The organism is Kordia sp. E (assembly GCF_056033805.1).
In genome coordinates this window covers 283288-308849 of the sequence record NZ_JBRASR010000002.1, presented here as the reverse complement: position 1 = coordinate 308849, position 25562 = coordinate 283288, and the positions used below count along the sequence as shown (strand labels likewise).

Here is a 25562-nt window from a genome sequence, read left to right as displayed (position 1 = left end):
TTTTAATTAGCTTTTACTTTATAATGGATTCCGCAACAAGTGTGGAATGACAAAAAATGATCTTTTGATTTTTACTGTAAATCCCAAATGCTATTTTCTTTTTTAAAGCTTTTTAAATCGGTCCATTCGCCAATTTTTTTGCCGTTTTTATACTTTTCGGCACGTACAAGTTCTTCATCTTTATAGCGTAAACAATAACCATTTTTTTGATTATTTTTTAGTTGGCATTTATGATTTACCTTTTCATTTATATCATAAAAAAGCCACCATTTACTTTTTACGCCTTTTATATAATGACCTTCTTTCTCTTTGGTTTTATTTTCGCGATAAAAGTACCAATATTTCGTTGGTTTCCCATTTTTGAAGCGACCTTCTTTTTGAACAACACCATTTGGATGGTAAAATTTCCAATATTTTGTTTTTACATCATTCTTTATCCAGCCTTCTTCTTTGAGCTGACCACTATCATAATATGTTTTTTGATATTCTTTTTGTGCGCTTACGCTGAATGTGACACTGAAACAAATAATGATAAATAGATACTTCATTTTTTCTTTTTGTGTTTATTATTTTGTCATTCCGCATTAGTTGCGGAATCCATATTGAATCATAATAGATTCCTGCCTACGTTGGAATGACAATCTTAACTCAATTCTCAATACTAATATCTCATGACTTATTTATTCTCTTCTAACATTTCAAATAAATTGACATCGTTTCCTAAAATTACTTCAGGAATTTCGTGACGTGTTGCTCCATCGTCGCTTCCGTTTTCTAATTTTAAAACACCTCTTGGGCAAACGGCACTACAAACTCCGCAACCTACACATGATGAACGTACAATATTTTGTCCTTTTTGCGCATATGCTCTAACGTCAATTCCTTGTTCACAATAGGTAGAACAGTTTCCACATGAAATACATTGTCCTCCATTAGTCGTAATTCTAAACTTAGACTTAAAACGTTGTACAATTCCCATGTATGCAGCTAATGGACAACCAAAACGACACCAAGTTCTATTCCCAAGAATTGGATAAAATCCTGTTCCAATAACACCTGCAAAAATAGATCCTATGAAAAACCCGTACCATTCATTAATTTTATAAGCGTTGATACCTAAAAAAGTATGATCGTTTGCAAGTTCTGGCGCTGCAATAATATGATACGTGTTATCACCAACAACAATAGTCATGATAATTGCAAAAATTAAGATTGGATAAATCATCCAACGCTCTATTTTCCAAGCAATCAAGCGTTTGTCAGATAATTGACGATACGGATCTCCAAGTGTTTCAGCCAATCCACCACAACCACAAACCCATGAACAATACCAACGCTTTCCGTAGAAATATACTAAAGTTGGTACTACAACAATAGAAAGTATGAATCCCCAAAAGAACATGAACTTTCCTAAATGTCCAGCATTTAAATAATTTGATACATTCCAATCGGTCAAGAAATTATAATCCAATGGCCATGCATTTTTTAAATCAACACCAGGTAAATCAAATAATGGTAAAATCTCTACTAATAAAAAGGCAAATATGATTTGAAAGAATAATACACTTGCTGTTCTAACAACTTGATATTGATTGTGACGATATTTAATGAACATACGAATTCCCATTACAATCATGGATACACAATATAAGATTCCGTATAAAAACCATTGTGAAGCCGAACCGTTTTTAATAAACATACTTTTCAGTGGATCGACAATATTGGTCCAATTGGCAATAATGTACGGATGAAAGTATAGCAATACATAAAATGCTACTAAGAATCCGAAGACAGCAATTCCAACCCAACCACGATTGGTTGCATTGTGTAAATAAATTCCGTTGTTTTTAATTCCTGGAATTGGCTTTAAGAACAATCCAGTAATGATAAACATCAACGAACCTAGAATTCCCAATCCGAAGGTTAAGAATAAAAAGAGTCCTTTATTATCAGCTATAATTCCTGTTGCTGCACGTTCAGTAATGTCAAAACGTGAATATTTGTTATCGTATAATAAAAATGCTCCAGCTTGACTGCGATTGATTTCTGAGATTTTATTGTTTAAATCATTTTTGAAAGCATCAACCGAATCATATGTTTTTCCAGGGCTGTACATCCAACCTGTGGCACCATCTAATAAGTTGACTTTTGCTTCCGATAAGTTTTTTTGTAAAAGCTCTTTTGTATACGTTACTTTTCCGCCTTGCGAAGCTGCTGCTACAATTTTATCAGTTTCAGCAGTTGAGATTCCTGTTTCTTCTGCAACAGCATTAGAAACACTTTTATTGTGCTTGTCAAATAGTCCTTTTACATCGTTCATAAAAGAAAATTGACTATTGTAAGTTTTGTCTAAAACGCCATTTTCTTTTGCAACAGCGGTAAAAGTTTCAGTTACTCTTGCATCTTTTCCACTAAAAGATTGTTGAATAGAAGTTTCGGATAAGGTATAATTCCCCATAAAAAGCGTTGCAATAAATAACAACACCGAAGCAATAAATATATAGAGTCCTGCAATTCGTATGAATTTCATAATGTAATTTTTAAAATGAGGTGATTAGTAACTGAAAATACGTTTCCAACTTCTCTTTTTTAGTTGGATATTGGTGTTGTTTTCTTGATTGAATTTTGCTACGATTTCTTTTTCGTGCAACTTGTAGAATTCTGGATCAAAATTAGCGTCTGCTAAATGTTCTAAAACATATTCAACCGAGCGCTTTTCGTTTAACCATGTATCAAAACTATGATGACGCATGCGAATTCCGAAGGTGTTGATTCCTATAAATTCTTTGGTATTTTTATCAAAGTTGATGTTAATGCATTTTTTTCCGCCTGAATGTTCCCAATAAAAACGTGCTTCGTTTTCTTTTGGTTGCGCCCAAACCCAACCGTAAGTTTGATATTCAATGTCTAAAAATTTGGCAGAATTAAACCAGTGTCCTGGATTGTAATCTCTAGGATTTCCGCACAACGTTTGCGCTAAAGTTTCTCCCATCATTCGTCCAGTATACCAAACAGCTTCAATAGGTCTGCGTTGTCCAATAGCTTCATGTTGTTCGGCACAATCACCAATTGCATAAATATCTGGAATATTTGTTTCTAACCTTCGATTCACTTTGACACCACGTCCGAGTTCAATATTTGAATTTTTTAAGAACGCTACATTTGGAGAAACTCCAGCTGTTAATCCAACAACTGTACATGGAATTTCTTCGCCAGTTTCTTTAATGATTACAGATTTTACTTTTCCGTTTTCATCCGCTTTTATTTCTTGTAAATTCACGCCTAAGCGTAAATCAATATGATGTTCTTTTATATGTCTGTTAATCATTTCTGATTCGCCAGCTGGCAACACGCCACTCCAAAAACTCTCTTCACGAACTAAAAAAGTTACAGGAATATCTCTACTTTGAAGCATTTCAGCCAATTCAATTCCAATCAATCCACCACCAACAATTACTGCACGATTACATACTTTATTGTTTGGCGCATATTTTTCCAGATTTTCTAAATCTTGCTTGTGATACATACCCATGACACCATCTAAATCTTGTCCTGGCCAACCAAATTTGTTTGGTTTTGAACCTGTAGCAATGATGAGTTTGTCATATTTCATGGTTTCTCCACTTGTAAAAACCAATTCTTTAGAAGCATCTTTTACTTGTTCTACATAGCCTTTTTTGAGTTCGATGCGATTCTTTTTCCAAAACCAATTCTCATATGGTTGTGTATGTTCAAACTTCATATGTCCCATGTATACATACATTAAAGCAGTACGAGAGAAGAAATAGTCAGTTTCAGCAGATACGATAGTAATTTTTTTATCGGAAAGTTTTCGAATATGTCTAGCAGCCGTAACTCCAGAAATTCCATTACCTATAATTACAATGTGTTCCATAAGAATGTTGATTGTGTTTTAATATTTTCTGCTTACGCAAAAAATGGTTCGTGTCGGGGATTCTGTCGACATTAAAGTTAAGAACTTATATTGGGACATAGAATTTAGAATAATTATAAATTAAAAATTTTATGTAAGGATTTTAAAAAAGCAACACGTGTTTTATACTTGAAAATCAAATGTATATATGACTTCAACTTTTTTAAGAAAGTTTGTAAGTTCCTAAAAGTTTTGTGGACTTAAGCATCATTACGAATTGAAATTAAATTGAAAACAATTGCTATGAAACATATAACAATCACCATCATTGCTGTATTTATTACCTCTTTAGGTTTTGCGCAAAATACGGATACATTTTTTAAAGCTTCGGATGCTTTTTTTGCAGCATATGTGAAAGATGGACGTGTAAATTATAAAGCTGTTAAAAAGAATATGGCTGGATTAGATGAAATTTTAGCTTCAACAAATAGTATTAAAGTTGCTAAAAGTGATGCAAATACGTATCAAGCATATTGGATAAATATTTACAATTTGTCAGTAATTAAAGGAATTGTGAAAAAATATCCTGTAAAATCGCCTTTAGATATTAAAGGTTTCTTCGATAAAACAAAACATTCGGTTGGCGGAAAGAAAATTACTTTGAATGATATAGAGCACAAGTTATTACGTGGGAATTTTAATGATGCACGTTTTCACTTTGTATTGGTATGTGCAGGCTTGGGTTGTCCCCCAATTATTGCCGAAGCCTACATGCCAAATACACTTGATAAACAATTAGATACACAAACGCGAATTGCCTTAAATAATGATAATTTCATCAAAGTAAATGCAAAGAAAAAGCGTGTGCAACTTTCTGAAATTATGAAATGGTACAAAGAAGATTTTACTCAAAACGGAAATGAAATCGATTTTATTAATAAATATAGAAAAGAAAAAATCGCAGAAAAATCTAAAATCAGTTACTATCCGTATAACTGGAAATTGAATCAAACAAAATAACATCTCGACTGCGCTCGATATGACGAGTTATAAATAATTTATAATTCAATATTTAACATTTAATATAAAGAACTAAATACACAATACTAAATTACACTAAAATGAAAAAAAACAATCTAATTTTAACAATGCTTGCAGTATTATTTGTAAGCTTCTCTTTTGCTCAAGATCAAGATGATGAATCAACTGATGAAAAGAGTAATGTTCAAGAATATACACCTTCAAAATTGTTGAAAAAAGGACAATGGGATATTAAATTCTTCAATAGTATTTATACACAAACCGAACGAACTGATGCAGGAAGTACATCTGTAACAATTCCGAGAGAAACGTTTTTTACAAATACAACAGAAATTTACACAGGAATTAGCGATAATAGAAGAATCAACATTGGGTTTATTTTTCAAGTACGATCTAATACATTTGGTGGAGCTGGTGCTTTAGATGTATTCAAATTTGAAGATGGCCCAAGTTCAAGAAGTGGTTTAACAACAATTGCACCTTCTATTCGTGTACAACCTTTCAAAAATATTTCAAACTTCTCATTTACGAGTTCTATCTATTTACCAATATTTAAAGACAAAGCAAATGCACCGTATTTAGATAAGAGAAGTGTTTTTTGGGAAACTAAGTTTTTCTACGATAAAACATTCGGACAAGACAAATGGCAAGTGTTTACACAAGCTGATTTCGGATTTAACTTTGGAGAAAAAAGTGAAGATGCAGATGCAGATTCTAATGTAGGTGAGCGTTTTGCAAACAACAGTTTATTTTTACCATTAGGCGTATTTTTAAGCTACTTTCCAACGGATAAATCAACAGTATATGTAAATACGAAACAAGCTTTCTTAATTGATTTAGGAAATAACTTTTCGCAAAATTCTACATCTGTAGGAATTGGAAGTAAATACCAATTAAATGATGTCTTAAACGTTGAAGCATCTTTTGACAAGTTTGTTAGAGGAAACAATTTTCAAGGATTAGGACAAACTTTTAGCATAGGTTTAAGAGCGCTATTTTAAGAAATATAGTATTTTAGGAGTCTAAAAAAAATCACTGATGAAATTTAGACTCCTTTGTATATTCTTTGGATTATTGCAGTTTTCATGTACGAGTCAGACTCAAAAAATGAATGGAGTTAGCTTTGTAGCTGCTCCACAAGCAATTGATCAAACAAATGTAGATCCTGTTGTAAAGCTCCACGCAAACTATGCAGCAATTATGCCTTTTGGCTTTCTCAAAAAATTGACTGCTACTGAAGTTATTCACAATACAGACCGACAATGGTTTGGTGAAACCAGAAAAGGAGCAAAGCAATATTCCGAACTTTTGCAAAAGAACAATATTAAAATCATGATAAAGCCACAGATTTGGGTTTGGAATGGTGAGTTTACAGGTTTTATTGCAATGGAAAATGAAGAAGATTGGAAAGCATTTGAGACTTCTTATGAAAGTTTTATTCTAGAATATGCAGCGTTAGCGGAAGAAATTAATGCTGAAATATTTTGTATCGGAACCGAATTGCACAAGTTTGTAGCAGCACGACCAGAATTTTGGAAAGCACTTATCACGAAAGTAAAAACAGTTTACAAAGGAAAACTCACCTATGCTGAAAATTGGGACTCGTTTGATAAAGTACCATTTTGGGAACAACTAGATTTTATTGGAGTTGATGCATACTTTCCATTAAGTGAAGAAAAAACACCTTCTTTAGAAAGTTTGCAAAAAGGATGGCAACCACACAAAGAAAAAATTATTGCGTTAACAAAAAAGTTAGACAGAAAAATCCTGTTTACAGAATACGGTTATCGTAGTATGGAATTCACAGGAAAAGAACCTTGGGATTCTAGTAGAAAAGGAAAAACACTCAACTTAAAAGTACAGGAGGTTGCTTTGCAAGCAATGTATAACGAGTTTTGGAAAGAAGAATGGTTTGCTGGCGGATTCATTTGGAAATGGTTTCACAATTATGAAAAATCAGGTGGTTTGGAAAACACCCAATTTACGCCACAGAATAAACCTGCTGAAAATATAGTTAGGGAAAATTATAAGTTATATCAATAACTAAAAAATCATGAAAGCAAAAAAGACAATTCTATATTTAATTACATCTTTAGTATTGTTTTTTGCAATCATATCTTGTGAATCTGATGATTCAATCAACATAGAAAACACTACAAAATTATCAGAAGTTATTCTGAATCGAACCATAGAAGCTGGCGCTGTGATTGCTTGTGCAGCAAGTAATGCAACGGATTCTGATAGTGTACAAATTTATTTCTTTCCAGAAAATGGCGCAACAAATATTAAATTTTTTGAAACAAATACTGTTGATGTTGATTCCAATAATTACGAAAATTACCAGCAATTAGAAATTACTTCTGAACCTTTTTTTAATGGTTATTTACGACAGTTTACACGTATTTCTGCACATGAAAAGTGGATTATTGTAACATACGAATTGAATGGAGAAGTGAAAATTTCAAACCCGATCAGAATTAAAAATGTAACCAAACCTACTATTTGGACAAATGAAGTTGTGATTGATCAGCAAGTTTCTCAAATGCCTAAATTTTCTTGGATTGATAATGCCAATGGTGACAACGCAATTTACTTTCAAGTAGTTTCAACAATTGATTATGAATTGCTTTCCGGAACCTATACGTATGAAAATCAGTTCCAGTATTACAATACTTCAAATGTTGTTTTAAATATTACAGATGGAACTCCACAAGACTTAACTACAGGTAATTCATATAAATTTACATTGATGGATGTTAGTGAAGATAATTGGGTAAATACAGTAATTCAAGATATCTTTGTAGTTCAATAGCTATGAAATGAGTCCCAACAAATAATTTAATTGCTTCCAATCAATATGATTATCGACGAATTCCATCTGACCAAATTTGGAAAATAACAAGAACAGATGAAAAAAATAATTTTCCTTATCGTATTTTTTGGATTTGTCTTTCAAGGAATTGCACAAGATAAAATTGTGTATGATGTAAAGTTTCAAGGACAGAAAAAGAACAAAATTGGCTTTCTGAAAAAGTATGTAAGCGTTCGAAATGGAGACGTATTAGATTCACTTAAGTTGGATCAAGATGTCATTTTGTTAAAACGTTTGGCAGGAGTTTCACATGCGTATTATCAAGTGTTTGTTTCGCATGATAACTTGTATAATGTATTTTTTAATATAGAAGAAAACTTTACGCTAATTCCAAATTTAAATGTTTGGACAACTACAAATGAGCAAGTTGCGTACAAAATAGGATTGTATGATTATAATTTTTTAGGTCGGAATATCGCTTTTGGCGGATTTTACCAAAATAACGGATTTGACTCATACGGAATCAATTTGCGTGCACCGAATTTGTTTGCACGAAACTTCGGAATTGCGCTAAATCATCAAAATTGGACAAGTGAAGAACCACTATACTTTGATGAAGGTTCGGCAAATTATAAATACAGTAACACATCGTTTGAAGCATTATTACTGTATCAAATCAACTTTAAACATCGCTTGCAATTTGGCGCAAATATATTTACAGAAGAATATAGTTATCTTAACGGAGTAACATCTGACGCCATTCCGCAAAACTTAGAACTAGACAAACTCATGTTTAAGTTAGTATACGAATATGACAACTTGAATTATGATTATCAATACATTGAAGGAATCAAAAACACCTTGTATTTACAATATGTAACGACTGAAAACGATTTTCAAGATAACTTTTTAATTGGCTGGAGTGACTTTATGTATTTCAAACGTGTTGGAGAAAAAGGAAATTGGGCAAACCGCTTCCGATTTGGAGTTGCATCTAACAGTGCAAGTCCATTTGCGCCTTTTTCAGTTGACAATAATTTAAACATTCGTGGTGTAGGAAACATTATTGATCGCGGAACGGCAAGTATGGTGTTAAATACTGAATATCGCTATACATTATACGAAAAAGGTTGGTTTATTCTACAAGGAAATGGATTTGTAGATGCTGGAACATGGAGAAATCCAGGTGGAAGTTTTAGCGATTTTACAGATAGTAGTAACTTCCGAATTTATCCAGGAGTTGGATTGCGTTTCATCCACAAACGAATTTTTAATGCAATTTTCCGAATCGATTACGGTTACGGAATTACTAAAGATTCAAGTAATGGAATTGTTTTTGGAATTGGTCAATATTTCTAATTCTCGTGAAAACGGAAATCTCATCATAATTATCTTTCTGTCATTCCTGCGTAGGCAGGAATCTATATGTTGAATTACTAATTTTTTTAACCTTAGGTAGCATCTATTTTTGCTAATAGATTTAATCTAGTTTCTTCAGATATTCCATATTTCGGTTCTTTCCAACCAAGCGAATTGTAATATGAAATAGTATTTTCTATACTTTTTTCGAAGTCAGTAAGCTGAATATTAAAATCATTTTTTAGTTTTTGAGTGCTGTATGTAAAATAATCTCCATCTTCCCATAATGGCATATCTGTCCATTGTTTAATATTGTTTTGATACAAAAAATCGGGCGTTGCATTTATTTTATTAACTGTTTTATTAAGTAGTTTTTCTGCAAATTCAACAATCTGCTTTATAGACGTTTTTGGAGTTGTCATGATATTATAAACACCAGTAAAAGGTGTTTCTATTGAACCAATAATAGCATGTACAAGATCATTTACATACGTGATAGAAAATACATTTTTTCCATTATTAGGTAGTAATAAAGTTTCATTGTTTTTTACTTGATACAACCAATAATAAAAACGATCTGTATGATCATAAGCGCCATAAACAAGTGCTGGACGAAACATGCAATACGCTTGTCCAGAATTCACTAAAATACGCTCACATTCCGCCTTTCGCTTTCCGTAGGTTGCTGGTGTACGATCTATGCGTTCCTCCTTAGTACAATTTAGTATCGGTGCTGTTTCATCTCTCATATCAACATGATTGTCAGTATCATCATACACAGAACATGTAGAGATGAGAATGTATTTCTTTACTTTTCCTTTTATAGAATTTAATACATTTAAAAGCGATTCAGGATAATAACAAGAAACATCAATTACATACTCCCAATCTTCATTTTCAATTTGACGAATATCGTCAGTTTCTCTATCGCCTTTTATTTTCTTTACAGTCGGAAATAAATCAGCTTGTGTTCGCTGCCTGTTAAATAATGTAATATCAAACTTGTTTAATTTTAGTAATTGTTCAACAAGTGTACGTCCTATAAACTGTGTTCCGCCAAGGATAAGCATTTTTTTCATTCAAAATAAATTATGGAAGTTTATCTATGATAACATAAAGATACTTATTCAAGATTCAACAATGCTATCAAATTAGGGAAACCTCGCCAAGCACAACTTCCATCAACAATTTTATACGCTTTAAATCTTTCAAAATTCTTATTATTTGCTAAAATTCCTATATTATAAGTATCTATTGTTGAACATATACTTGAATGATTTTTATACAACTCAATTTCAAATTCTCTAAATAATTGAATCTGTTTTTCTGATAGCGTATAGTTTTTATCTACATAAGATAAAATGTATGTTGTTTCTGTTTTTATAATTTTTAAATCTTCTTTTCCACCGTGAAAACAGCCACGTATTTTATAATGCAGTTGAAGTGTTTCATTAGTTTTTAATTCATCTATCAAGAGTATATTTTGATCATTATCATATGAAATAGTATCTACACATAAGTGAATGTTTTTTATCGTTTCATTCATTTTAAAATCTAAACGCTTACGTTCATTATAAATGGTAGTGTATTCTATATAATAATCGCCAAAAGATAAATTTTTGAAAATGAGTTTGTTTTTTTCTGAAGATTTGACTTCTTCTCCTGTGTTTTTGAAGAGTTTGCAGCTTCCAGAAATAGGAAATTTATATTCAGGTTTGTATTTGCAATAATTATAAGTAATCTCTAAAGTTCCTGTTTCCGCTACTTTTTCATTACAACCCAAAAAAATAATCAATAAAAAAACGATCAGATATCGCATACTATTATTCCTTAAATTTGTTAAAACCTAAACTCTTTTACTATGAAACCAATCAACTGTTTATATATTCTATTATTACTAAGTTTCTTCGGTTGTGAATCAGGGAAAAAAGACATCACTTTTCATCCTTCACACTTATCTGAACGACAAAACACACCTTTTAGTGCAGCTGTCGAAACTGAAAATTTATTATTCTTATCTGGTCAAATAGGGAAAGATCATAAAAAAGGAGTTTTAGTTTCTGGCGGAATCAAAGCAGAAACCAAACAAGCATTAGAAAATATAAAAGCAGTTTTGGCACAACATAATTCTTCTTTAGATCGTGTCGTAAAATGCACGGTAATTTTAGCTGATATAAATGATTTTAAGGATTTCAATAGCGTATATGTACAGTATTTTCCTAACAAACCTGCACGTACAACATTTGCAGCTGGTGGATTAGCGATAGGAGCAAAAATTGAAATTGATGTAATTGCTGCGAAGTAAGCAGTATTTAATATAAAGTAAAACAGCACGATGAATTAAATTCGTCATGCTGTTTTTATTTTTTAAGATTAAAAATTGCGTCTTAGCAAGTTGGTTTCCAAGAAGTGCAATTATCACAATTGGAATAACTAATTGTCATTGGTCTTGGATCTGGCAACGGAATGTCCGGTATCGTAAGAACTGTTGATTGTAACGTAGTTGGTAAACCACCTTTTACTTGACTTGTGTGTAAATCAGAAATTGTTGATTTTTTTAATTGTAATCCTGAAGTAATACTTTGTTTTTTCATTATTTTTCTATTTTAAGTTTCAGTGCAAAGAAACAGACGAACAGGATTTTATGGAATAGTTAAAATGCTGATTTATGAAGATATAAACACCTTTTTATTTGGGGAAATATCCCTCTTGAATGGAATTATGAAAAACAATTTCATTTTTTTTGTAACATATTTCCAAAGTTGATACTTACGGAGCAAATAGATTATAAATCGAACATTGAGATTACAAATCAGCGCTGAAAGAATCTTTTGTTACTAAAACAAAAACATGAAAAAATTAATTGTACTTATATGCTTTATTACTTGTAGTTTCGTTGGAAACGCACAAAATGCAATACTTGAAAATTCTGTGTTATGGAAAATTGAACACAAAGATTTGGGAAAACCTTCCTATCTTTTAGGAACGATTCATATTTTATGTGAAGACGATTTTTCCATTCCTGAAAAAGTAAACAAAGCGTTTAATGAAACTGAAAATTTAGTTTTAGAAGTAGATTTTTCAGATACAGCAGCTTTGATGGAAATGCAAAAATCAATGGTTTCTAAAGAAAAATTGAGCGAAACATTATCTAAAGAACGACAAGAATATTTAGACAATCTACTGAAAAATGAAATGAAGATGTCGTTGAAAATGGTTGACAATTATAGTTTAATGACCATTTATTCACTCTTAATTCAACAAAGTTTACCGTGCACTACGAAAAAGATGTATGAGTTTGAATTAACCACAATGGCGAAAGCGAAACATAAAAATATTCAAGGTTTAGAAACCTTCAACGGTCAAGTTGATTTCTTTGCGAAAGCGTATCCAAAAGACTTTTTATGGCAACAAATTGAATTGTATCAAGAATATAAAGTTGCGTTTCAAAACATGATTAGATGCTATAAAAATGAAGACATAAGCGCTTTGTTTGATGAGATGAAAGATGAACGTTTTTTAAATAAAAATGCAGAATATTGGATGTTAACATATCGCAATACGAATTGGGTGAAATTAATGCCAAATATGATGAAAAAACAATCAAACTTATTTGCAGTTGGAACGGCACATTTGGTAGGAGAGAACGGCGTTATTGAATTATTACGAAAGCAAGGATATAAAGTAACTCCTGTATTATAAAAACACATTCATTGAAACTAACCGAACAAGAATTTCTAAAAGCGATTGCTGCCCATAAAGGGATTATCCATAAGGTTTCTCGCATCTATTTTGAAGATGCGATTGACCGTGAGGATTTGGTACAGGAAATTATTTTGCAGCTTTGGAAGTCTTTAAAATCATTCAATGGAAAAAGTCAATTTTCAAGTTGGATGTATCGTGTAGCATTAAACACTGCGATTGTATTTTTTAAGAAAGAAAAACGAAAGCCAGATAGTTATAAAATGCCCGAGCATATACAATTGCAACAAGAAGATTATTCGGATGAAAAAGAACAACAGTTAGCATCTTTTTACAAAGCAGTTCAGGAATTAAATAAGATAGAAAAAGCACTCATATTTCAATTTATTGAAGGATTTTCAGGAGATGAAATTGCAGAAAATTTAGGAATGTCATCTGTAAATGTTCGCGTAAAGCTAAACAGAACAAAGAAAAAATTACAAGAAATTATAAAAAATCAATCATATGGATTTTGATAAAATAAAAGAATTAATGGACGATGAAAATCAAGATGATTTTCAGTTACCAACGAGTTTAGAAAACTTAAAAGAAAGTCAAATGCCAATTGCAAAAATCCGCAAAACGATGAAAGGTGAAATTGTGATACAGTTGATCGTAATCGTTATCTTTTTTGCGTTTCCATTTGTCATAGAAATGTACACATTACCACGAGCAGTTTACTTTATTCTTATGTTTGTGATGGCTTTAATAACATTAGGATATTTGGCAAAAATGGGTTGGTTTTTAAAAAGAACATCTAATGTTGGACAAGAAACAAAGGAGACAATTTTACGTTTCATCCATGATATAAAACTCACGATGGAAGTATATAAAACAGCAATTATTGCGGGTTCCTTATTATTACCAATTTCTACAACTGCTATTTTTAGAGGAACTGTGCTTCTTGGAACGGATCGGTTTTCAGAATGGTTTTTATTACAAATGCCAGCATCAACATTGCTCTTAGTGATCGTAGGATATTTACTTTCTGTAGTATTTATCTATTATATTACAGTACTATGGGCTGATAAATTGTATGGCGTACATGTACGGAAATTAGAAGAGATTTTGAAGCAAATGGAAGCGTGATAGTGTCATTCCTGCGAAGGCAGTAATCTATTTCATTCCATAGTGAATTTCGTAATAAGTGCGGAATGACATTTTCAGGCTAAATTTTATATACTTAATTACTTCTTTTCTGAGCATTTTGAGTTCATTAAAACTATTTAATAAAAAAAGTAACTCACTAATATATAGTGAATTACTTTTTAGTAGTTCTGATGTTTATGAAAGTTTATAAAAAGATACTTCTACACTCTTATTTCCATAATTCATAGACATTTAATCGCTTATTTTCTGGCTATCTCTGGATAGAGTTTTAAAGAAATTCACTGATTAAACATGGTAGGTACAGTTTTAGGGTTATTAGAACGATTACTCTTTGATAAAACGCTTCATCATTAATTTACCAGATGTAGTTTGTGCTTTTAAAATGTATAATCCTTTTGACAGATTTACAGCGCTTATGGTATTAGAAGTGTTGTTTTCTAATACTTTTTGACCTTGTATGGTATAGATTTCTACTTTTTCTAATGTGTCGTCTAGTAGAATATTTAGTGTGTTTCTTACAGGATTAGGATAGAGTTTAATATCTTTTGTTTTAGCATAAACATCATCTATGCCCAGCATTGGTGCGCCAAATTCATAGACGCCCATATCTACAGTTGTATTAAAAATACGTTGGTTTCCTAATAAATCTGCAAGGATACTAGAAGGCACTTTCGTGTTATCGCCCGAATCTATAGCTGGTGAACCAGATTGTAGTGTAAAATCATTATTTATTGAATCGGTAAATAACGGATTTGCATTGCTTGTATTTGTTAAACTTGTTGCGCTAATATTTGAGAAGTTATCGGCTCCTATTGAATTGACTATGCTAATTGTACTAGGAATGTTATCACTTAACGGAGTTATAGATGGTGGTGTACCACCTATAATAAAATTGTTATAAAAAATAGAATTAGCAACTGCGGTATTCATTATTCCAAATCCATTTCTCTGACTAAGTGCTACTGTAGATTTTACGATATTTCTAGTCGTGGAATCTTGATTGTTTGCAAATGTGCAATTGGTAATATTTGCGTTATATGTAGATCCACTTCCTACGGCTCTTAACCACATTGAACTTCCTGCAATAGCATTTGGTGGTCCATTATCTTTTGTGGCATTATTGGTAAATAAACAATTTGTAATATTTGTTGTTGTTACTGAGCTAGTATTTGTAAAACTATATATTCCAGCTGCATAAAGTGCTAAATTGTTATCAAAAATGGTATTCTCTATTGTCAAATTACCATTGCCATTAAAATTTGCTAAAACATTTCCTCTCGTATATGATACATTGTTTTTAATCGTACAGTTCTTAATTGTCAAATTATTTACAACATCTGATTTCAATATAGCTGCACCATCGCTATCTATTGCAGGCGAAGTTACTGATGCATAGCCATTCGTTATTGTAATTCCATCCAAAATAACATTCTCTGAAGTTACCTTGACTATATGCAAGGTATTATCAGTTTTAATACCATGATTAAAAGCTGCAAGATTTGTATCATTCCCTAATAAATCTCCAGATAATATGGTTTCATTCATAGTAAAATCTCTTTGAAATAAATCAGTTTCTGTTCCATTAAATCCGCCATATATTTCACTACTATTACCAACTAAAAATGAAATATTTCTATCTGATGCATGTGGTGCATAAATACCATCTGCAACCCATATTTCATTATCTGGTGTTGTAAGCAATGCATCCTTTAAATCTGTAAAAGCATTTGCCCAAGAAGTTCCATCATTACTTCCTGTAGCATCTTTATCTACATAGATTACTCTTTTTACAGGATTAGATAAACTAAAAACTCTAACATGACCTGCGCTAGTTCCATTTCCATCATTTCTTACAGCTCCTATAGAAACGATACTTCCATCTGAAGATAAAGATGTGCTAAAACCACTAAAGTCACCTGCTGCTTCTGAATCGATATCTGAAGAAAATTGTGTCCAAATTCCACTTGCATTTTGATAGACTCTTACATGGCCAGAACTAACTCCATTAGCAGAATTTTGAACAGCTCCAATTGCAACTATAGCACCATCTGAAGACAATGACACAGTACCTCTATCACCACTAAAGTTACCTGCTGCTTCCCCATTAATATCTTGGCCTACTTGCGTCCAAGTACCACTTATATTTTCAAATACCCTAACGTGACCAGAATTAACTCCATTACCATTATAAAAAGGAGCTCCAATGGCAACTATGGTACCATTTGACGATAATGATACACTTGACCCACTACGATCGCTAGCAAATTTACCATCTATATCTTGACCTATTTGTGTCCAAGTACCACTTATATTTTGATATACTCTTACATGACCTGAATTATTTCCATTAAGATTATTATTCCATTCAGCTCCTATAGCAACTATACTACCATCAGATGATAATGATACACTTTTACCACTAGCATCACCTGACCCTTCTCCATCAATATCTTGACCTATTTGTGTCCAAGTACTACTTATATTTTGATATACTCTTACATGACCTGCACCACCGCCAGTACCATCATTACGTCCTGCACCAATAGCAACTATAGTACCATCTGCAGATAGTGATACTGCACTACCACTACGATCATCTGTTGCTTCGCCATCAATATCTTGGCCTATTTGCGTCCAAGTACCACTTATATTTTCATATACTCTAACGTGACCTGAATTACTGCCATTACCATCATTAAATTCAGCTCCTATAGCAACGATATTTCCATCTGAAGAAAGTGAAATATTTTGACCACTACGATCATCTGTTGCTTCTCCATCAATATCTTGACCAATCTGTGTCCAAGAAATACCACTTATGTTTTTATACACTCTAACATGTCCTGAATCACCTCCATTAACACCATCATTGGTAGGAGCTCCAATTGCGACTATAGTACCATCAGATGACGATGACACACTATAACCACTTTCGTCTCCTGCTGCTTCTCCATCAATATCTTGCCCAATTTGTATTTGTGCAATTCCTATATATGGAATTAATATAAAGCATATAATTATTGACTTTAACAGTAATTTTGTTTTCATGAAATAGATTTTTTATAATTTATGAAAGCAAATAAAAGATGTATTTTTTGTGTTATTCAAAATTAGTTTCCGAATGAACTATTTTTGTTTCCGAGAAGGGAAAACGATTTATTATGAGGTCGTTAGAAAAAATTTAATGTTGAGTTTTAGCTTATGTAAATAGCTTCAAATTGTGCTTTATAGCCTTTACTTACTGGAATTTTAAAACCTTCTACTGTAAGCATTCTTTCTTTTTTTGAGTATGAAATGTCATGATTAGTATTAAGCAACCAAGAACGATGTGTTCGTATAAATTTATTGTTTTCAGATAATAAAGATTCGTAATGACTGAGCTTCTTAGCTGTTATGTATTTCTTTGTATTGTTTAAATGTATGATGGAATACATTCTGTCAGCTTCTATACAAATGATATCTTCAATATTTAAAATAACATAATCACTTTTATAAGGCACTGCAATTTTACTTAACACTTTATTATTTTCTTTTAAAAGTAGTAAACGATTATCTGCACTTTCTAAAGTGTTTTTTATTTTTTGAGCAACCTCTTTCAATCGGTCAATATCTATCGGTTTTAGTAAATAGTCTAATGCAGCTACCTCAAAGGCTTTTATTGCATATTTATCGTAAGCAGTTACAAAGACTACTTGAAAAGGAATTTTAGTAAAGGTTTCTAATAATTGAAACCCATTTTTTTGCGGCATCTCTATATCTAAAAAAATAACATCTGGAGCGTGTTTTTCTATTTCAACTTTTGCAGTATCTACACTATTAGCCTCAGAAACAATGGTAATATTTGGACAATAATTGTCTAATAAGTATTTTAAATTATCACGAGCACTTTGCTCATCATCTATTAATATTGCTGTTACTTTCTGTTTCATCTAAAAAAATAATTTGACATAAAATAGCGTTATTATTATCGTTTTTCAATTAAAAAGTTTCCGAATACTACAAAAAAGCTTTCAAGTTATAAATATGGAATATTGATGATTACTGTTGTTCCTGAGGAAACGCCATCAGTTTCTAGGTCTATATATTCAAATCCAATATCTAATTTGTAATATTCTCTTAGTAGATTAAATCTATTTTTAATGGTCGTTGTAGAAAAAGAGTTTGGTTTACCGCCATCGTGTTTATTTATAGCTTCTGAAGCTTTTCTACCAATTCCATTGTCCGTAATGATACACTTAAATACTTTTTCTTGCTTAAATTTTATAGATATTAATTTTTCTCCAGTTTTATGTAGTAAACCGTGTTTGATCGCATTCTCTACAAAAGGTTGGATAATCATAGAAGGAATTTTTATATCTGCTATTGTTTCAACATCTATAAATGTATAGTTCAAATCTTTATTAAAGCGTAATTTTTCTAACTCTAAATACGTTTTTAGTAAGGTGTATTCTTCATTGAAGTTTACAAAAGATTTTTCACTCATGTTTAAGTTGTTTCTAATTAACGACGAAAATTTTGTGAGATAAATGTAAGCTTCTTCCTTTTTATCTTTTATGATTAATGATTGAATTGCATTTAAAGCATTAAACATAAAATGCGGATTCATTTGTGATTTTAAAGATTTTAACTCAGAATGCGCCAAACTGGTTTCTAATTCTTGTTGATATAGTTTTTGCTGATCTTGCTCTTTAATCCGTTCAATCTTAGATCTAAAATAAATATAAACACCACACAATAGCAACATGATAATGGCAACATAAAACCACCATTGTTTCCAAAAAGGAGCTGCTATAGTAAATCCTACTTTTTTGACTTCTGAAATGTTTTTGCCAAACGTATTTTTAGCTCTTAATTCAAACGTGTATTTGCCATATGCTAAGTTGCTTAACTGAACATTATCAACACCATTGGCTAGCGTAATCCATTGATCATTTTCATGTAATCTGTATTGATAATTAATATTATTATCTGCTTGAAAACTTCGTGCTCTAAAATAAAAACTTATTTGATTTTGATTGTATGCTAAACTATATGTAGGTTGTAGTGTGGTTTCTTTACCTTTAATAGTGACGTTTGTGATATAAGCGCTTGGTATCGATTCTTGCTTGAATGCTTTGCTCTTTTCTACTCCAAAAAGACCATTGTTACTAGAAAAAATAACATGCTCGTCAAAAACAGAAATTTCAGAAACCTTAAGAGGCGGCAATCCATCTTTTTTAGTAAGCGTCTTAAAGGTATTATTATTTCTATTTAAAAATTGCAAACCTCTCCTAGTGGCAATCCATAAATCATTTCCATCTTTTTTTAGTTTCGTTGTTTGGTTTGATGCTAAACCATCTTTCTCTAAATAATTAATTATTACAGAATCATTTTTAATGCCTAAAATTCCTTGTTTAAAAGTAGTTACCCATATAATACTATCATTTGTTTCAGTAATATCTAGCGCAAAAATGGGCTTGTCTTTAAATCGTATTTTACGAGGTGTAAATAAGGAATCATACCGAACAAAATCATCTACCATTGATACATATGTAGCTTTTGAATTTTGACTGTAGTAATTATGATATCCTCTTTTATTAGTAAGTGTCTTTTCTAAAAATAACGGATTATTTTCTTTTTTGCCTTCCCATGTTATCAAACTATTTTTATTATAACTGGATACAACTATTTCATTATTTGATGTTATAGAGAGTTCTTTTGCGCCTATAAATGGTCCTTTATTTATAAGCTCAAAACTTTCTAAATCTAAAATATTGGACGCATTATCTTGAGAAATAATTACTTTTTTATAGAACGAATTGTATAGCAATGAAGAAATACTACTTGTCGTATTTAATGCTACGGTCTTTACTTTTTTATTTTTCAAATTATAAATACCAAAAATTCCTTTTGTTGTACCAAAGATTAGTGTTGAATCGTTTATTTTTTGAACACAAGCTATATTTTGGTTATTAACAATACCTGGATACTTTTCTATATTAATATTTGGGATTACAAAAACACCGTTATCTTTTGTTGTAAACCAATAATTATTGTCTTTGTCGGACATCACTTTTGTGACAAATAAGTTTTCAAAATATATTTTTTGATAAACAAATTTCTTGTTTTCATATTTGTAATGAAACACTCCATCTTGCGTGCAAAACCATACATCAGTATCTGTAACATTAATGTTAGAGATATGTTTGTCTTTTAATTTTTCTGGTAAAGGATATTGCTTAACGGTATTATTAATTGTATCGCAAAAGAAAAAATGATGATTTGTTCCTATTAACTGTGATAAATAAAGATCATCATCAATACTTATAAGTATAGTAGGTCCTGAAAAAAGAGAAAGCTGCTTTTCATGAGTACTGTATAATGAATTAATATTAAGCTTTTGCTTTGGTGTTGCGTCTTTTTTTAATTCTAATAATTTATCATTGATAGTAACCAAAACTGTAGACTCTTTTTCTATTGGTACGCCTACAGATGCACTTGTGTATAAATCGGTAATTTTTTTTGTATTTAAAGATACTTGGAAACATCTAGTTCTTGTAAACACAGACATTGTGTTGCCTAGCAATTTGTAGTTTGGTAAACTTCCTTTTAATTGACTAGATAAATCAATGAATGTAACAAGCTTCTCATTCTCTACATAAAAAAATTGCCCTGAAATATTAACACACCAAATTCTTCCTTGTGAATCTTCAAACAATTCAAAAACTGAATGTCCACGTTTTTCGGAATTGGTATAATTTTTAAATGTTTTACCATCATACCTATACAAACCATTATTAGCAGCCAGCCATATAAAGCCCTTTTCATCTTCAATAATATCGTAAAACTCGGTATCTGGTAAGTTGTCTACTTCTGTAAGATGTATAGCAACAGACTCTTGTGCTAACATCAAAAACGAAGTGCAAATAAATATTAACGAAAGTGTTTTTTTAATCAAGAGGTTTTATGAATAATTTATTCTGCTCGTAGCAATTTTTGTTTCAAGCTTCCATCAACTAAAATAATAATTTTCTAATTAAGTAGCGATGCTATCTTTTTAGTTCAAAAAATCTCAGGTTTGGATTTCTATTAAAGAATAATGTTAATTTATCACATTCCATAACTTCAAGGTTTCTACAGTCGAACTTTCTTGATTCAGTATTAGAAATGCAATTAGTGAATTTATGAAAGAACACCCAGTCTTATTAAGGGTTTCAAGGAAATTAAATTACACTGGATCTCTAAGTTTGAAGAACCCTCAATTCGATAATTACGACTTACAATGTTTGTAACATGTTCTTTTTAGTCATTATTTCGTCTTGTAATTATTAATTTTTATAAAAACATTATTATGAGAAAAAACAATTTCAAACTAAGCTTAAACAAACAAGTTGTTTCCAAGTTGAACGAAAAAAAAATCATAGGAGGTCGCCAAGATCAAACATATGATGATTGTTGGTCTAAATGGATTTGCATTAAGACAGATAAATGTCCTTCGAATAAATGTCATTCAGATGATTATCAATGCCCTTGGTCTGGACCAAATACGCAATAGCATCTGAAACTTTAGAAAAAAGGCCAATTCGTTGTGAGCATAGAAAATAAACGCTCGATATTCATGTGTTTATCTTTTTTTGATAAGATAGATGCTTTGGATTGTTTTTCTCGGAGGATCAATTTTGTGAATTTATGAAAGAACGTCCACAACGGTTTTAGGCGGAAACCGAAAAGCCTTTAAAATAGAGTAGGTACTATTAATTAAACAATTTATTATTATGAAATTAGAAAGTTTAGAATTAAACAAATTTAAAAAAGATACACTTAAAAAAGGAGTGATGTCTAAATTAAATGGAGGGAAAGCACAAGTTGGAACCGTAACTCCTGGCGGATGTAGAGCTGATCCAGGTGATCCTAGAGGTCATTATACTTATGGTTATGATTCTGATAGAGGTAATGGAGTAAAAACCTACCATGATAGAACATATATGGCCGGACCTTCATGTCCATTAATCTAATACAAGTAGAAGTTTAGCAATAAAAACTGGTTATGGTATTCTACCATGCCGGTTTTTTATTAAAAACCAACTACATAAATATGATTTTAATATATAGTAAAGATATAGACGATTTTGTAAATCAGGTAATAGATTGTTTAAATACAAATTTTATAAGAATAGGAGGCGAAAATGATGCTCTTATAATTGAAGATTTTAGTATAAACAAATCACAAAACGAACTTAATGTTAGCAATGCCTATTTTAAAGCAACAGACTTTAATACTGTAACATCTATTTGGTTTAATGGTGGTTTTGCTAACACTATTGGTAGCAGTTATGAAAATAGTTGTTTGTCTATGGTTATAGATTCTTTTTTAAACTACAAAACAGGGCTTAAAATAGGACGGTTAAGAAGTGATTTTGAAGTTAATAAACTAGATGTACCACTAGAAGCAAAAAAACAAGGTTTTAAAGTTCCTGAAGCACTAATAACAGGAAACAAAAACACATTAGTAGCATTTTATAATAAACATATTACTAAAAATGGCATTATCAGTAAAAGAATAACAGATCAATATATTTATGAAACAGATGACTTTTGGTGCGATTTTAACTTAACATTTTCAATTGACTCAGAAATTTTAGATAAAATACCTAATCAATTCGCAATCTCTTTATTTCAAGAGAAAATAGTAGCAGATTTTGAGATTAGAGTTGTATATATTAAAGGTTTTTTTTATGCCATGAGTATACACACGTTTGACAACGAAATTGATTATAGAACAAAATTTGGTTCATTGAAAAACATGCGAACAACATCTTTCAAACTGCCAAAAGACATAGAGAATAAACTAGAAAAAGTATTTGAAAAATTCAATTTAAACTATGGTTCTGCAGACTTAATGTATAAAAATGGTGATTTCTATTTTTTAGAAATAAACCCTACAGGACAAGTTAGTTTTTTTAATAATGCTTGTAATTATTACATAGAAAACAAATTAGCAAACCTATTACAAAATGAAGCATAAAGATCCTGTAAATATATATAATGGTTTAAAATTTAAGCATGAAAGTTCTAAGCCTAAAGAACAATCCATTCCATCACATTTAGTAGCAATGAAAGCTTATAAAAACTCATCAAACCTTTCGAAGCCATTTGTTAAACCTATTACAAAAATTTTCTAAAATTGAACAAAAAAAACTTCATTCTTTTTTCAAATATAATACCTGTAAAAGGTGCAAGCAGAAGCACTTTGTGTGACCTTCAAAACAATAAATATTTTTTTATACCAAATGGGTTATGTGATATTTTAGAAAACTATAATGGTAAGTCTATTGACTTTATTAAGCAGGAGTTTAAGAATAAATATAATGATATTATAGACGAGTATTTTAACTTTCTTATTTTAAATAACTTCATTTTTTTTGATGAAAATCCTGAATTTTTTCCTAGAATGAATTTAAAATGGGATTCTCCATCTCAAATCACTAATATGGTTATAGATTATGACACAATAAACCATGATTTTGAGTCTATAATTTTACAGTTAGAAAAACTTAAATGTTCCTATTTACAAATACGTTTTTTTAAAGAAACGACAATAGAGAATGTTTCACGAATGGCTCAGTTTATAAAAGAGCAAAAATCAAGAATAGCGTCTGTAAGTTTTATAATGCCTTCAAGCGTAAAGTTTACTAAATTAGAATTAGAAGATCTTTTAAAACAAAACCCAAGAATACATTCAATTATTATATATAATGCTTTAGAGAATAAAAATTTCGACCCAATTAGAAGAGATATGGGTTATTTAATTTACGTCACTAAAAATATATTAAATGAAAAACACTGTGGTATTATAAAAGACGATTATTTTTATTCTAATATTAAGCTTTTTACCGAATCTCAACAATTTAATACTTGTCTTAATCGAAAAATTTCAGTTGATAAACAGGGTAGTATTAAAAATTGTCCATCAATGCCTCAAAGCTATGGTAATATTAAGAATACTAAGTTAGAAGAAGCACTTAATCATTCCAATTTTAAGAAGTTTTGGAACATTAAAAAAGATGATATAAAGGTATGTCAAGATTGTGAGTTTAGACATATTTGTACAGATTGTCGCGCTTATACTGAAAACCCAAAAGACAACTATTCTAAACCTTTAAAATGTGGTTATAGTCCATATACTAATGAATGGGAAGAATGGAGTGAAAACCCATTAAAGCAAAAGGCGATTGAGTATTATGGAATGCAAGAATTAGTAAAAAAGAATGATTAAACTTTTCCCTTTTTATAAAATTAAGAAAGATATTTTTTACATCTCAGATCCAGCACATGGTTATTAATAGCTTCGTAAAAATGTTTATAAGTTACTCTGAATTCATAAATCTGAAGAACCTCTTATATGATTTAAACTTAAAAACGGGTATCATTGATGATTATTAACTTTAAAATTATTTAAATCATGAGAAAAAACAATTTTAAACTAAACTTAAACAAGCAAGTTGTTTCCAAATTGAACGAAAAGAAAATCGTAGGAGGTCAACAAAATCAAAATCATCTAGGTCTAGGTATTTCAGAAGATCCTACATGTCCTTACTCTGACTGGATTTGCTTTAGAACAGATAAATGTTTTTCAGCTGATAATAACTGTCCTTCAGCTAATTATCAATGTCCTTGGTCTGGACCAAATACGCAATAGTATCCGAAACTTTAGAAGTAGGCACTATTATTATTAACTTAAAATTATTTAAATTATGAGTAAAAACAATTTCAAACTAAGCTTAAACAAGCAAGTTGTTTCCAAATTGAACGAAAAGAAAATCGTTGGAGGTCAAAATCATCTAGGTCTTCCTATTTCAGAAGATCCTACATGTCCTTACTCTGACTGGATTTGCTTTAAGTCAGATCTTCCAGGGCAATGTGGATGGTCTTATCATACGAATTCTAATGATTCACCTCGTTAAGACTTAAGAATTTTATCAAAATTATCTTATAATAGTGGAAAATAATGCTGCTATTTGTAAAATAGAACAATTTCTTTTTCTAATAAAAAAAGGAATTGTTCGTTTTTAGAAAACAAATCATTTTAAAGAAAACAGTTATGGTCAATAACGAAATAAACTCTCATGAAGATTATAGTCCTCATTTAGGATATATAGTCTCAGAAATGATATCAATAAGAAATGAAACCTTTCGATTAGCTAAAGATTTATCTGTTAAGTCTCTAGATTACAATTTTGATGATCAAAGTAATAGTATTGGTACTTTGCTTCTTCATATTGCAGCCTTAGAACTCAAATTTCAATTGGATTATTTTTTTGACAGATCTTTTTCTGAAAAAGAAATCAAAAAATTCGGAGGAGGCTTTCCTTTTAATATGGATAAAAGACTTGTTGATAGTAATCCCTTAGAATATTATATAGATACGTTGAAGGAGGTTAGAAGCACCACGCTAAATGAAATGAAAAAACTAAGTGATCAATGGTTAGAAAAAAAGATCGTTTTACCGAATCAACAGCTTATAATGAATCATCACTACGAGCTTAGACACATTATGCATGATGAACTCTGTCATCAAGGTCAAATCAAATTGATTTTGAAAAGATTACCTCAATAAATTAACAATCGATTATTAATTGTTTCTTT

Annotated in this window: 26 protein-coding genes; 17 read left to right on the top strand and 9 right to left on the bottom strand. The window is 30.8% G+C overall.

All coding sequences use genetic code 11. The features are described 5' to 3' along the window. Positions 1 to 71: 71 nt before the first annotated feature. From ACUUYC_RS04265 to ACUUYC_RS04255, 3 genes are all read right to left on the bottom strand, one after another. A complete protein-coding gene (locus ACUUYC_RS04265) occupies positions 72 to 548 on the bottom strand; it encodes a toxin-antitoxin system YwqK family antitoxin (protein ID WP_474264173.1) in 477 nt (158 codons plus the stop codon). Positions 549 to 676: 128 nt separating this feature from the next. Beyond that, a complete protein-coding gene (locus tag ACUUYC_RS04260) occupies positions 677 to 2530 on the bottom strand; it encodes a 4Fe-4S binding protein (RefSeq protein WP_474264171.1) in 1854 nt (617 codons plus the stop codon). Between the two features lie 24 nt (positions 2531 to 2554). Continuing rightward, the gene (locus tag ACUUYC_RS04255) at positions 2555 to 3895 is read right to left on the bottom strand and encodes an NAD(P)/FAD-dependent oxidoreductase (RefSeq protein ID WP_474264169.1); all 1341 of its coding nucleotides are present in this window, start codon (positions 3893 to 3895) and stop codon (positions 2555 to 2557) included. A gap of 282 nt (positions 3896 to 4177) precedes the next feature. Here ACUUYC_RS04255 and ACUUYC_RS04250 point away from each other — a divergent pair, with 282 nt between their 5' ends. From ACUUYC_RS04250 to ACUUYC_RS04230, 5 genes are all read left to right on the top strand, one after another. Continuing rightward, positions 4178 to 4894 (top strand): DUF547 domain-containing protein, encoded by a 717-nt coding sequence (locus tag ACUUYC_RS04250; RefSeq protein ID WP_474264167.1) that lies wholly within the window; start codon positions 4178 to 4180, stop codon positions 4892 to 4894. 101 nt (positions 4895 to 4995) lie between these two features. Further along, entirely contained in the window at positions 4996 to 5916 is a 921-nt protein-coding gene (locus tag ACUUYC_RS04245; RefSeq protein ID WP_474264165.1) for a hypothetical protein, read from the top strand. Between the two features lie 37 nt (positions 5917 to 5953). Next, positions 5954 to 6958 carry a glycoside hydrolase family 113 gene (locus tag ACUUYC_RS04240; RefSeq protein WP_474264163.1) on the top strand — a complete coding sequence of 335 codons (1005 nt, stop codon included), beginning with the start codon at positions 5954 to 5956 and terminating at the stop codon, positions 6956 to 6958. Between the two features lie 10 nt (positions 6959 to 6968). Then, entirely contained in the window at positions 6969 to 7727 is a 759-nt protein-coding gene (locus ACUUYC_RS04235) for a hypothetical protein (RefSeq protein WP_474264161.1), read from the top strand. 96 nt (positions 7728 to 7823) lie between these two features. After that, positions 7824 to 9086 carry a BamA/TamA family outer membrane protein gene (locus ACUUYC_RS04230; protein WP_474264159.1) on the top strand — a complete coding sequence of 421 codons (1263 nt, stop codon included), beginning with the start codon at positions 7824 to 7826 and terminating at the stop codon, positions 9084 to 9086. Positions 9087 to 9178: 92 nt separating this feature from the next. On the opposite strand, the gene ACUUYC_RS04225 is transcribed toward ACUUYC_RS04230, so the two are convergent. Next, complete coding sequence (locus ACUUYC_RS04225) at positions 9179 to 10165, bottom strand: NAD-dependent epimerase/dehydratase family protein (protein ID WP_474264157.1); 987 nt, start codon at positions 10163 to 10165, stop codon at positions 9179 to 9181. A gap of 44 nt (positions 10166 to 10209) precedes the next feature. Beyond that, positions 10210 to 10881, bottom strand: coding sequence for a hypothetical protein (locus ACUUYC_RS04220; protein ID WP_474264155.1), 672 nt, complete (start codon positions 10879 to 10881; stop codon positions 10210 to 10212). Between the two features lie 66 nt (positions 10882 to 10947). Between ACUUYC_RS04220 and ACUUYC_RS04215 the strand changes: the two genes are divergently transcribed. Further along, positions 10948 to 11391, top strand: a complete 444-nt coding sequence (locus tag ACUUYC_RS04215; RefSeq protein WP_474264153.1) for a RidA family protein — start codon at positions 10948 to 10950, stop codon at positions 11389 to 11391. Positions 11392 to 11473: 82 nt separating this feature from the next. Here ACUUYC_RS04215 and ACUUYC_RS04210 read toward each other — a convergent pair whose 3' ends face one another. Then, positions 11474 to 11680 carry a hypothetical protein gene (locus ACUUYC_RS04210; RefSeq protein ID WP_474264151.1) on the bottom strand — a complete coding sequence of 69 codons (207 nt, stop codon included), beginning with the start codon at positions 11678 to 11680 and terminating at the stop codon, positions 11474 to 11476. A gap of 256 nt (positions 11681 to 11936) precedes the next feature. On the opposite strand from ACUUYC_RS04210, the gene ACUUYC_RS04205 reads away from it, so the two are divergent. The 3 genes from ACUUYC_RS04205 to ACUUYC_RS04195 are packed head-to-tail and all read left to right on the top strand — an operon-like array spanning position 11937 to position 13916. Further along, positions 11937 to 12788, top strand: a complete 852-nt coding sequence (locus ACUUYC_RS04205; RefSeq protein ID WP_474264149.1) for a TraB/GumN family protein — start codon at positions 11937 to 11939, stop codon at positions 12786 to 12788. Positions 12789 to 12799: 11 nt separating this feature from the next. Further along, complete coding sequence (locus ACUUYC_RS04200) at positions 12800 to 13303, top strand: RNA polymerase sigma factor (protein WP_474264147.1); 504 nt, start codon at positions 12800 to 12802, stop codon at positions 13301 to 13303. Further along, positions 13293 to 13916 (top strand): hypothetical protein, encoded by a 624-nt coding sequence (locus tag ACUUYC_RS04195; protein WP_474264145.1) that lies wholly within the window; start codon positions 13293 to 13295, stop codon positions 13914 to 13916. Before ACUUYC_RS04200 ends, ACUUYC_RS04195 begins: the two co-directional genes overlap by 11 nt. 345 nt (positions 13917 to 14261) lie before the next feature. Here ACUUYC_RS04195 and ACUUYC_RS04190 read toward each other — a convergent pair whose 3' ends face one another. The 3 genes from ACUUYC_RS04190 to ACUUYC_RS04180 form a co-directional block, all read right to left on the bottom strand. Beyond that, complete coding sequence (locus tag ACUUYC_RS04190) at positions 14262 to 16985, bottom strand: T9SS type A sorting domain-containing protein (protein WP_474264143.1); 2724 nt, start codon at positions 16983 to 16985, stop codon at positions 14262 to 14264. A gap of 146 nt (positions 16986 to 17131) precedes the next feature. Next, positions 17132 to 17866, bottom strand: coding sequence for a LytR/AlgR family response regulator transcription factor (locus ACUUYC_RS04185; protein ID WP_474264141.1), 735 nt, complete (start codon positions 17864 to 17866; stop codon positions 17132 to 17134). Between the two features lie 86 nt (positions 17867 to 17952). Further along, positions 17953 to 20874 carry a sensor histidine kinase gene (locus tag ACUUYC_RS04180; protein ID WP_474264139.1) on the bottom strand — a complete coding sequence of 974 codons (2922 nt, stop codon included), beginning with the start codon at positions 20872 to 20874 and terminating at the stop codon, positions 17953 to 17955. Between the two features lie 393 nt (positions 20875 to 21267). Between ACUUYC_RS04180 and ACUUYC_RS04175 the strand changes: the two genes are divergently transcribed. The 8 genes from ACUUYC_RS04175 (at position 21268) to ACUUYC_RS04140 (ending at position 25533) form a co-directional block, all read left to right on the top strand. Further along, positions 21268 to 21471: a hypothetical protein gene (locus tag ACUUYC_RS04175; protein WP_474264137.1), complete on the top strand. Its 204-nt coding sequence runs from the start codon at positions 21268 to 21270 to the stop codon at positions 21469 to 21471. A 220-nt stretch (positions 21472 to 21691) separates the two neighbouring features. Continuing rightward, a complete protein-coding gene (locus ACUUYC_RS04170) occupies positions 21692 to 21931 on the top strand; it encodes a hypothetical protein (protein WP_474264135.1) in 240 nt (79 codons plus the stop codon). An 80-nt stretch (positions 21932 to 22011) separates the two neighbouring features. Beyond that, entirely contained in the window at positions 22012 to 22941 is a 930-nt protein-coding gene (locus ACUUYC_RS04165; protein WP_474264133.1) for an ATP-grasp domain-containing protein, read from the top strand. Then, positions 22931 to 23098, top strand: coding sequence for a hypothetical protein (locus ACUUYC_RS04160; RefSeq protein WP_430411129.1), 168 nt, complete (start codon positions 22931 to 22933; stop codon positions 23096 to 23098). The genes ACUUYC_RS04165 and ACUUYC_RS04160 overlap by 11 nt, the downstream gene beginning before the upstream one ends. A 2-nt stretch (positions 23099 to 23100) precedes the next feature. Continuing rightward, a complete protein-coding gene (gene gwsS, locus ACUUYC_RS04155) occupies positions 23101 to 24192 on the top strand; it encodes a grasp-with-spasm system SPASM domain peptide maturase (protein ID WP_474264131.1) in 1092 nt (363 codons plus the stop codon). Between the two features lie 186 nt (positions 24193 to 24378). Then, entirely contained in the window at positions 24379 to 24615 is a 237-nt protein-coding gene (locus tag ACUUYC_RS04150; RefSeq protein WP_474264129.1) for a hypothetical protein, read from the top strand. Between the two features lie 55 nt (positions 24616 to 24670). Continuing rightward, the gene (locus ACUUYC_RS04145) at positions 24671 to 24880 is read left to right on the top strand and encodes a hypothetical protein (protein ID WP_474264127.1); all 210 of its coding nucleotides are present in this window, start codon (positions 24671 to 24673) and stop codon (positions 24878 to 24880) included. A gap of 137 nt (positions 24881 to 25017) precedes the next feature. Continuing rightward, complete coding sequence (locus ACUUYC_RS04140; protein WP_474264125.1) at positions 25018 to 25533, top strand: DinB family protein; 516 nt, start codon at positions 25018 to 25020, stop codon at positions 25531 to 25533. Positions 25534 to 25562 lie beyond the last annotated feature (29 nt).

Excerpts from the sequence above, each read along its gene's own strand:
- ACUUYC_RS04265 (WP_474264173.1), bottom strand. The coding sequence starts at position 548 with ATGAAGTATCTATTTATCATTATTTGTTTCAGTGTCACATTCAGCGTA.
- ACUUYC_RS04260 (WP_474264171.1), bottom strand. The coding sequence starts at position 2,530 with ATGAAATTCATACGAATTGCAGGACTCTATATATTTATTGCTTCGGTG.
- ACUUYC_RS04255 (WP_474264169.1), bottom strand. The coding sequence starts at position 3,895 with ATGGAACACATTGTAATTATAGGTAATGGAATTTCTGGAGTTACGGCT.
- ACUUYC_RS04250 (WP_474264167.1), top strand. The coding sequence starts at position 4,178 with ATGAAACATATAACAATCACCATCATTGCTGTATTTATTACCTCTTTA.
- ACUUYC_RS04245 (WP_474264165.1), top strand. The coding sequence starts at position 4,996 with ATGAAAAAAAACAATCTAATTTTAACAATGCTTGCAGTATTATTTGTA.
- ACUUYC_RS04240 (WP_474264163.1), top strand. The coding sequence starts at position 5,954 with ATGAAATTTAGACTCCTTTGTATATTCTTTGGATTATTGCAGTTTTCA.
- ACUUYC_RS04235 (WP_474264161.1), top strand. The coding sequence starts at position 6,969 with ATGAAAGCAAAAAAGACAATTCTATATTTAATTACATCTTTAGTATTG.
- ACUUYC_RS04230 (WP_474264159.1), top strand. The coding sequence starts at position 7,824 with ATGAAAAAAATAATTTTCCTTATCGTATTTTTTGGATTTGTCTTTCAA.
- ACUUYC_RS04225 (WP_474264157.1), bottom strand. The coding sequence starts at position 10,165 with ATGAAAAAAATGCTTATCCTTGGCGGAACACAGTTTATAGGACGTACA.
- ACUUYC_RS04215 (WP_474264153.1), top strand. The coding sequence starts at position 10,948 with ATGAAACCAATCAACTGTTTATATATTCTATTATTACTAAGTTTCTTC.
- ACUUYC_RS04210 (WP_474264151.1), bottom strand. The coding sequence starts at position 11,680 with ATGAAAAAACAAAGTATTACTTCAGGATTACAATTAAAAAAATCAACA.
- ACUUYC_RS04205 (WP_474264149.1), top strand. The coding sequence starts at position 11,937 with ATGAAAAAATTAATTGTACTTATATGCTTTATTACTTGTAGTTTCGTT.
- ACUUYC_RS04195 (WP_474264145.1), top strand. The coding sequence starts at position 13,293 with ATGGATTTTGATAAAATAAAAGAATTAATGGACGATGAAAATCAAGAT.
- ACUUYC_RS04190 (WP_474264143.1), bottom strand. The coding sequence starts at position 16,985 with ATGAAAACAAAATTACTGTTAAAGTCAATAATTATATGCTTTATATTA.
- ACUUYC_RS04185 (WP_474264141.1), bottom strand. The coding sequence starts at position 17,866 with ATGAAACAGAAAGTAACAGCAATATTAATAGATGATGAGCAAAGTGCT.
- ACUUYC_RS04175 (WP_474264137.1), top strand. The coding sequence starts at position 21,268 with ATGAGAAAAAACAATTTCAAACTAAGCTTAAACAAACAAGTTGTTTCC.
- ACUUYC_RS04170 (WP_474264135.1), top strand. The coding sequence starts at position 21,692 with ATGAAATTAGAAAGTTTAGAATTAAACAAATTTAAAAAAGATACACTT.
- ACUUYC_RS04165 (WP_474264133.1), top strand. The coding sequence starts at position 22,012 with ATGATTTTAATATATAGTAAAGATATAGACGATTTTGTAAATCAGGTA.
- ACUUYC_RS04160 (WP_430411129.1), top strand. The coding sequence starts at position 22,931 with ATGAAGCATAAAGATCCTGTAAATATATATAATGGTTTAAAATTTAAG.
- ACUUYC_RS04150 (WP_474264129.1), top strand. The coding sequence starts at position 24,379 with ATGAGAAAAAACAATTTTAAACTAAACTTAAACAAGCAAGTTGTTTCC.
- ACUUYC_RS04145 (WP_474264127.1), top strand. The coding sequence starts at position 24,671 with ATGAGTAAAAACAATTTCAAACTAAGCTTAAACAAGCAAGTTGTTTCC.
- ACUUYC_RS04140 (WP_474264125.1), top strand. The coding sequence starts at position 25,018 with ATGGTCAATAACGAAATAAACTCTCATGAAGATTATAGTCCTCATTTA.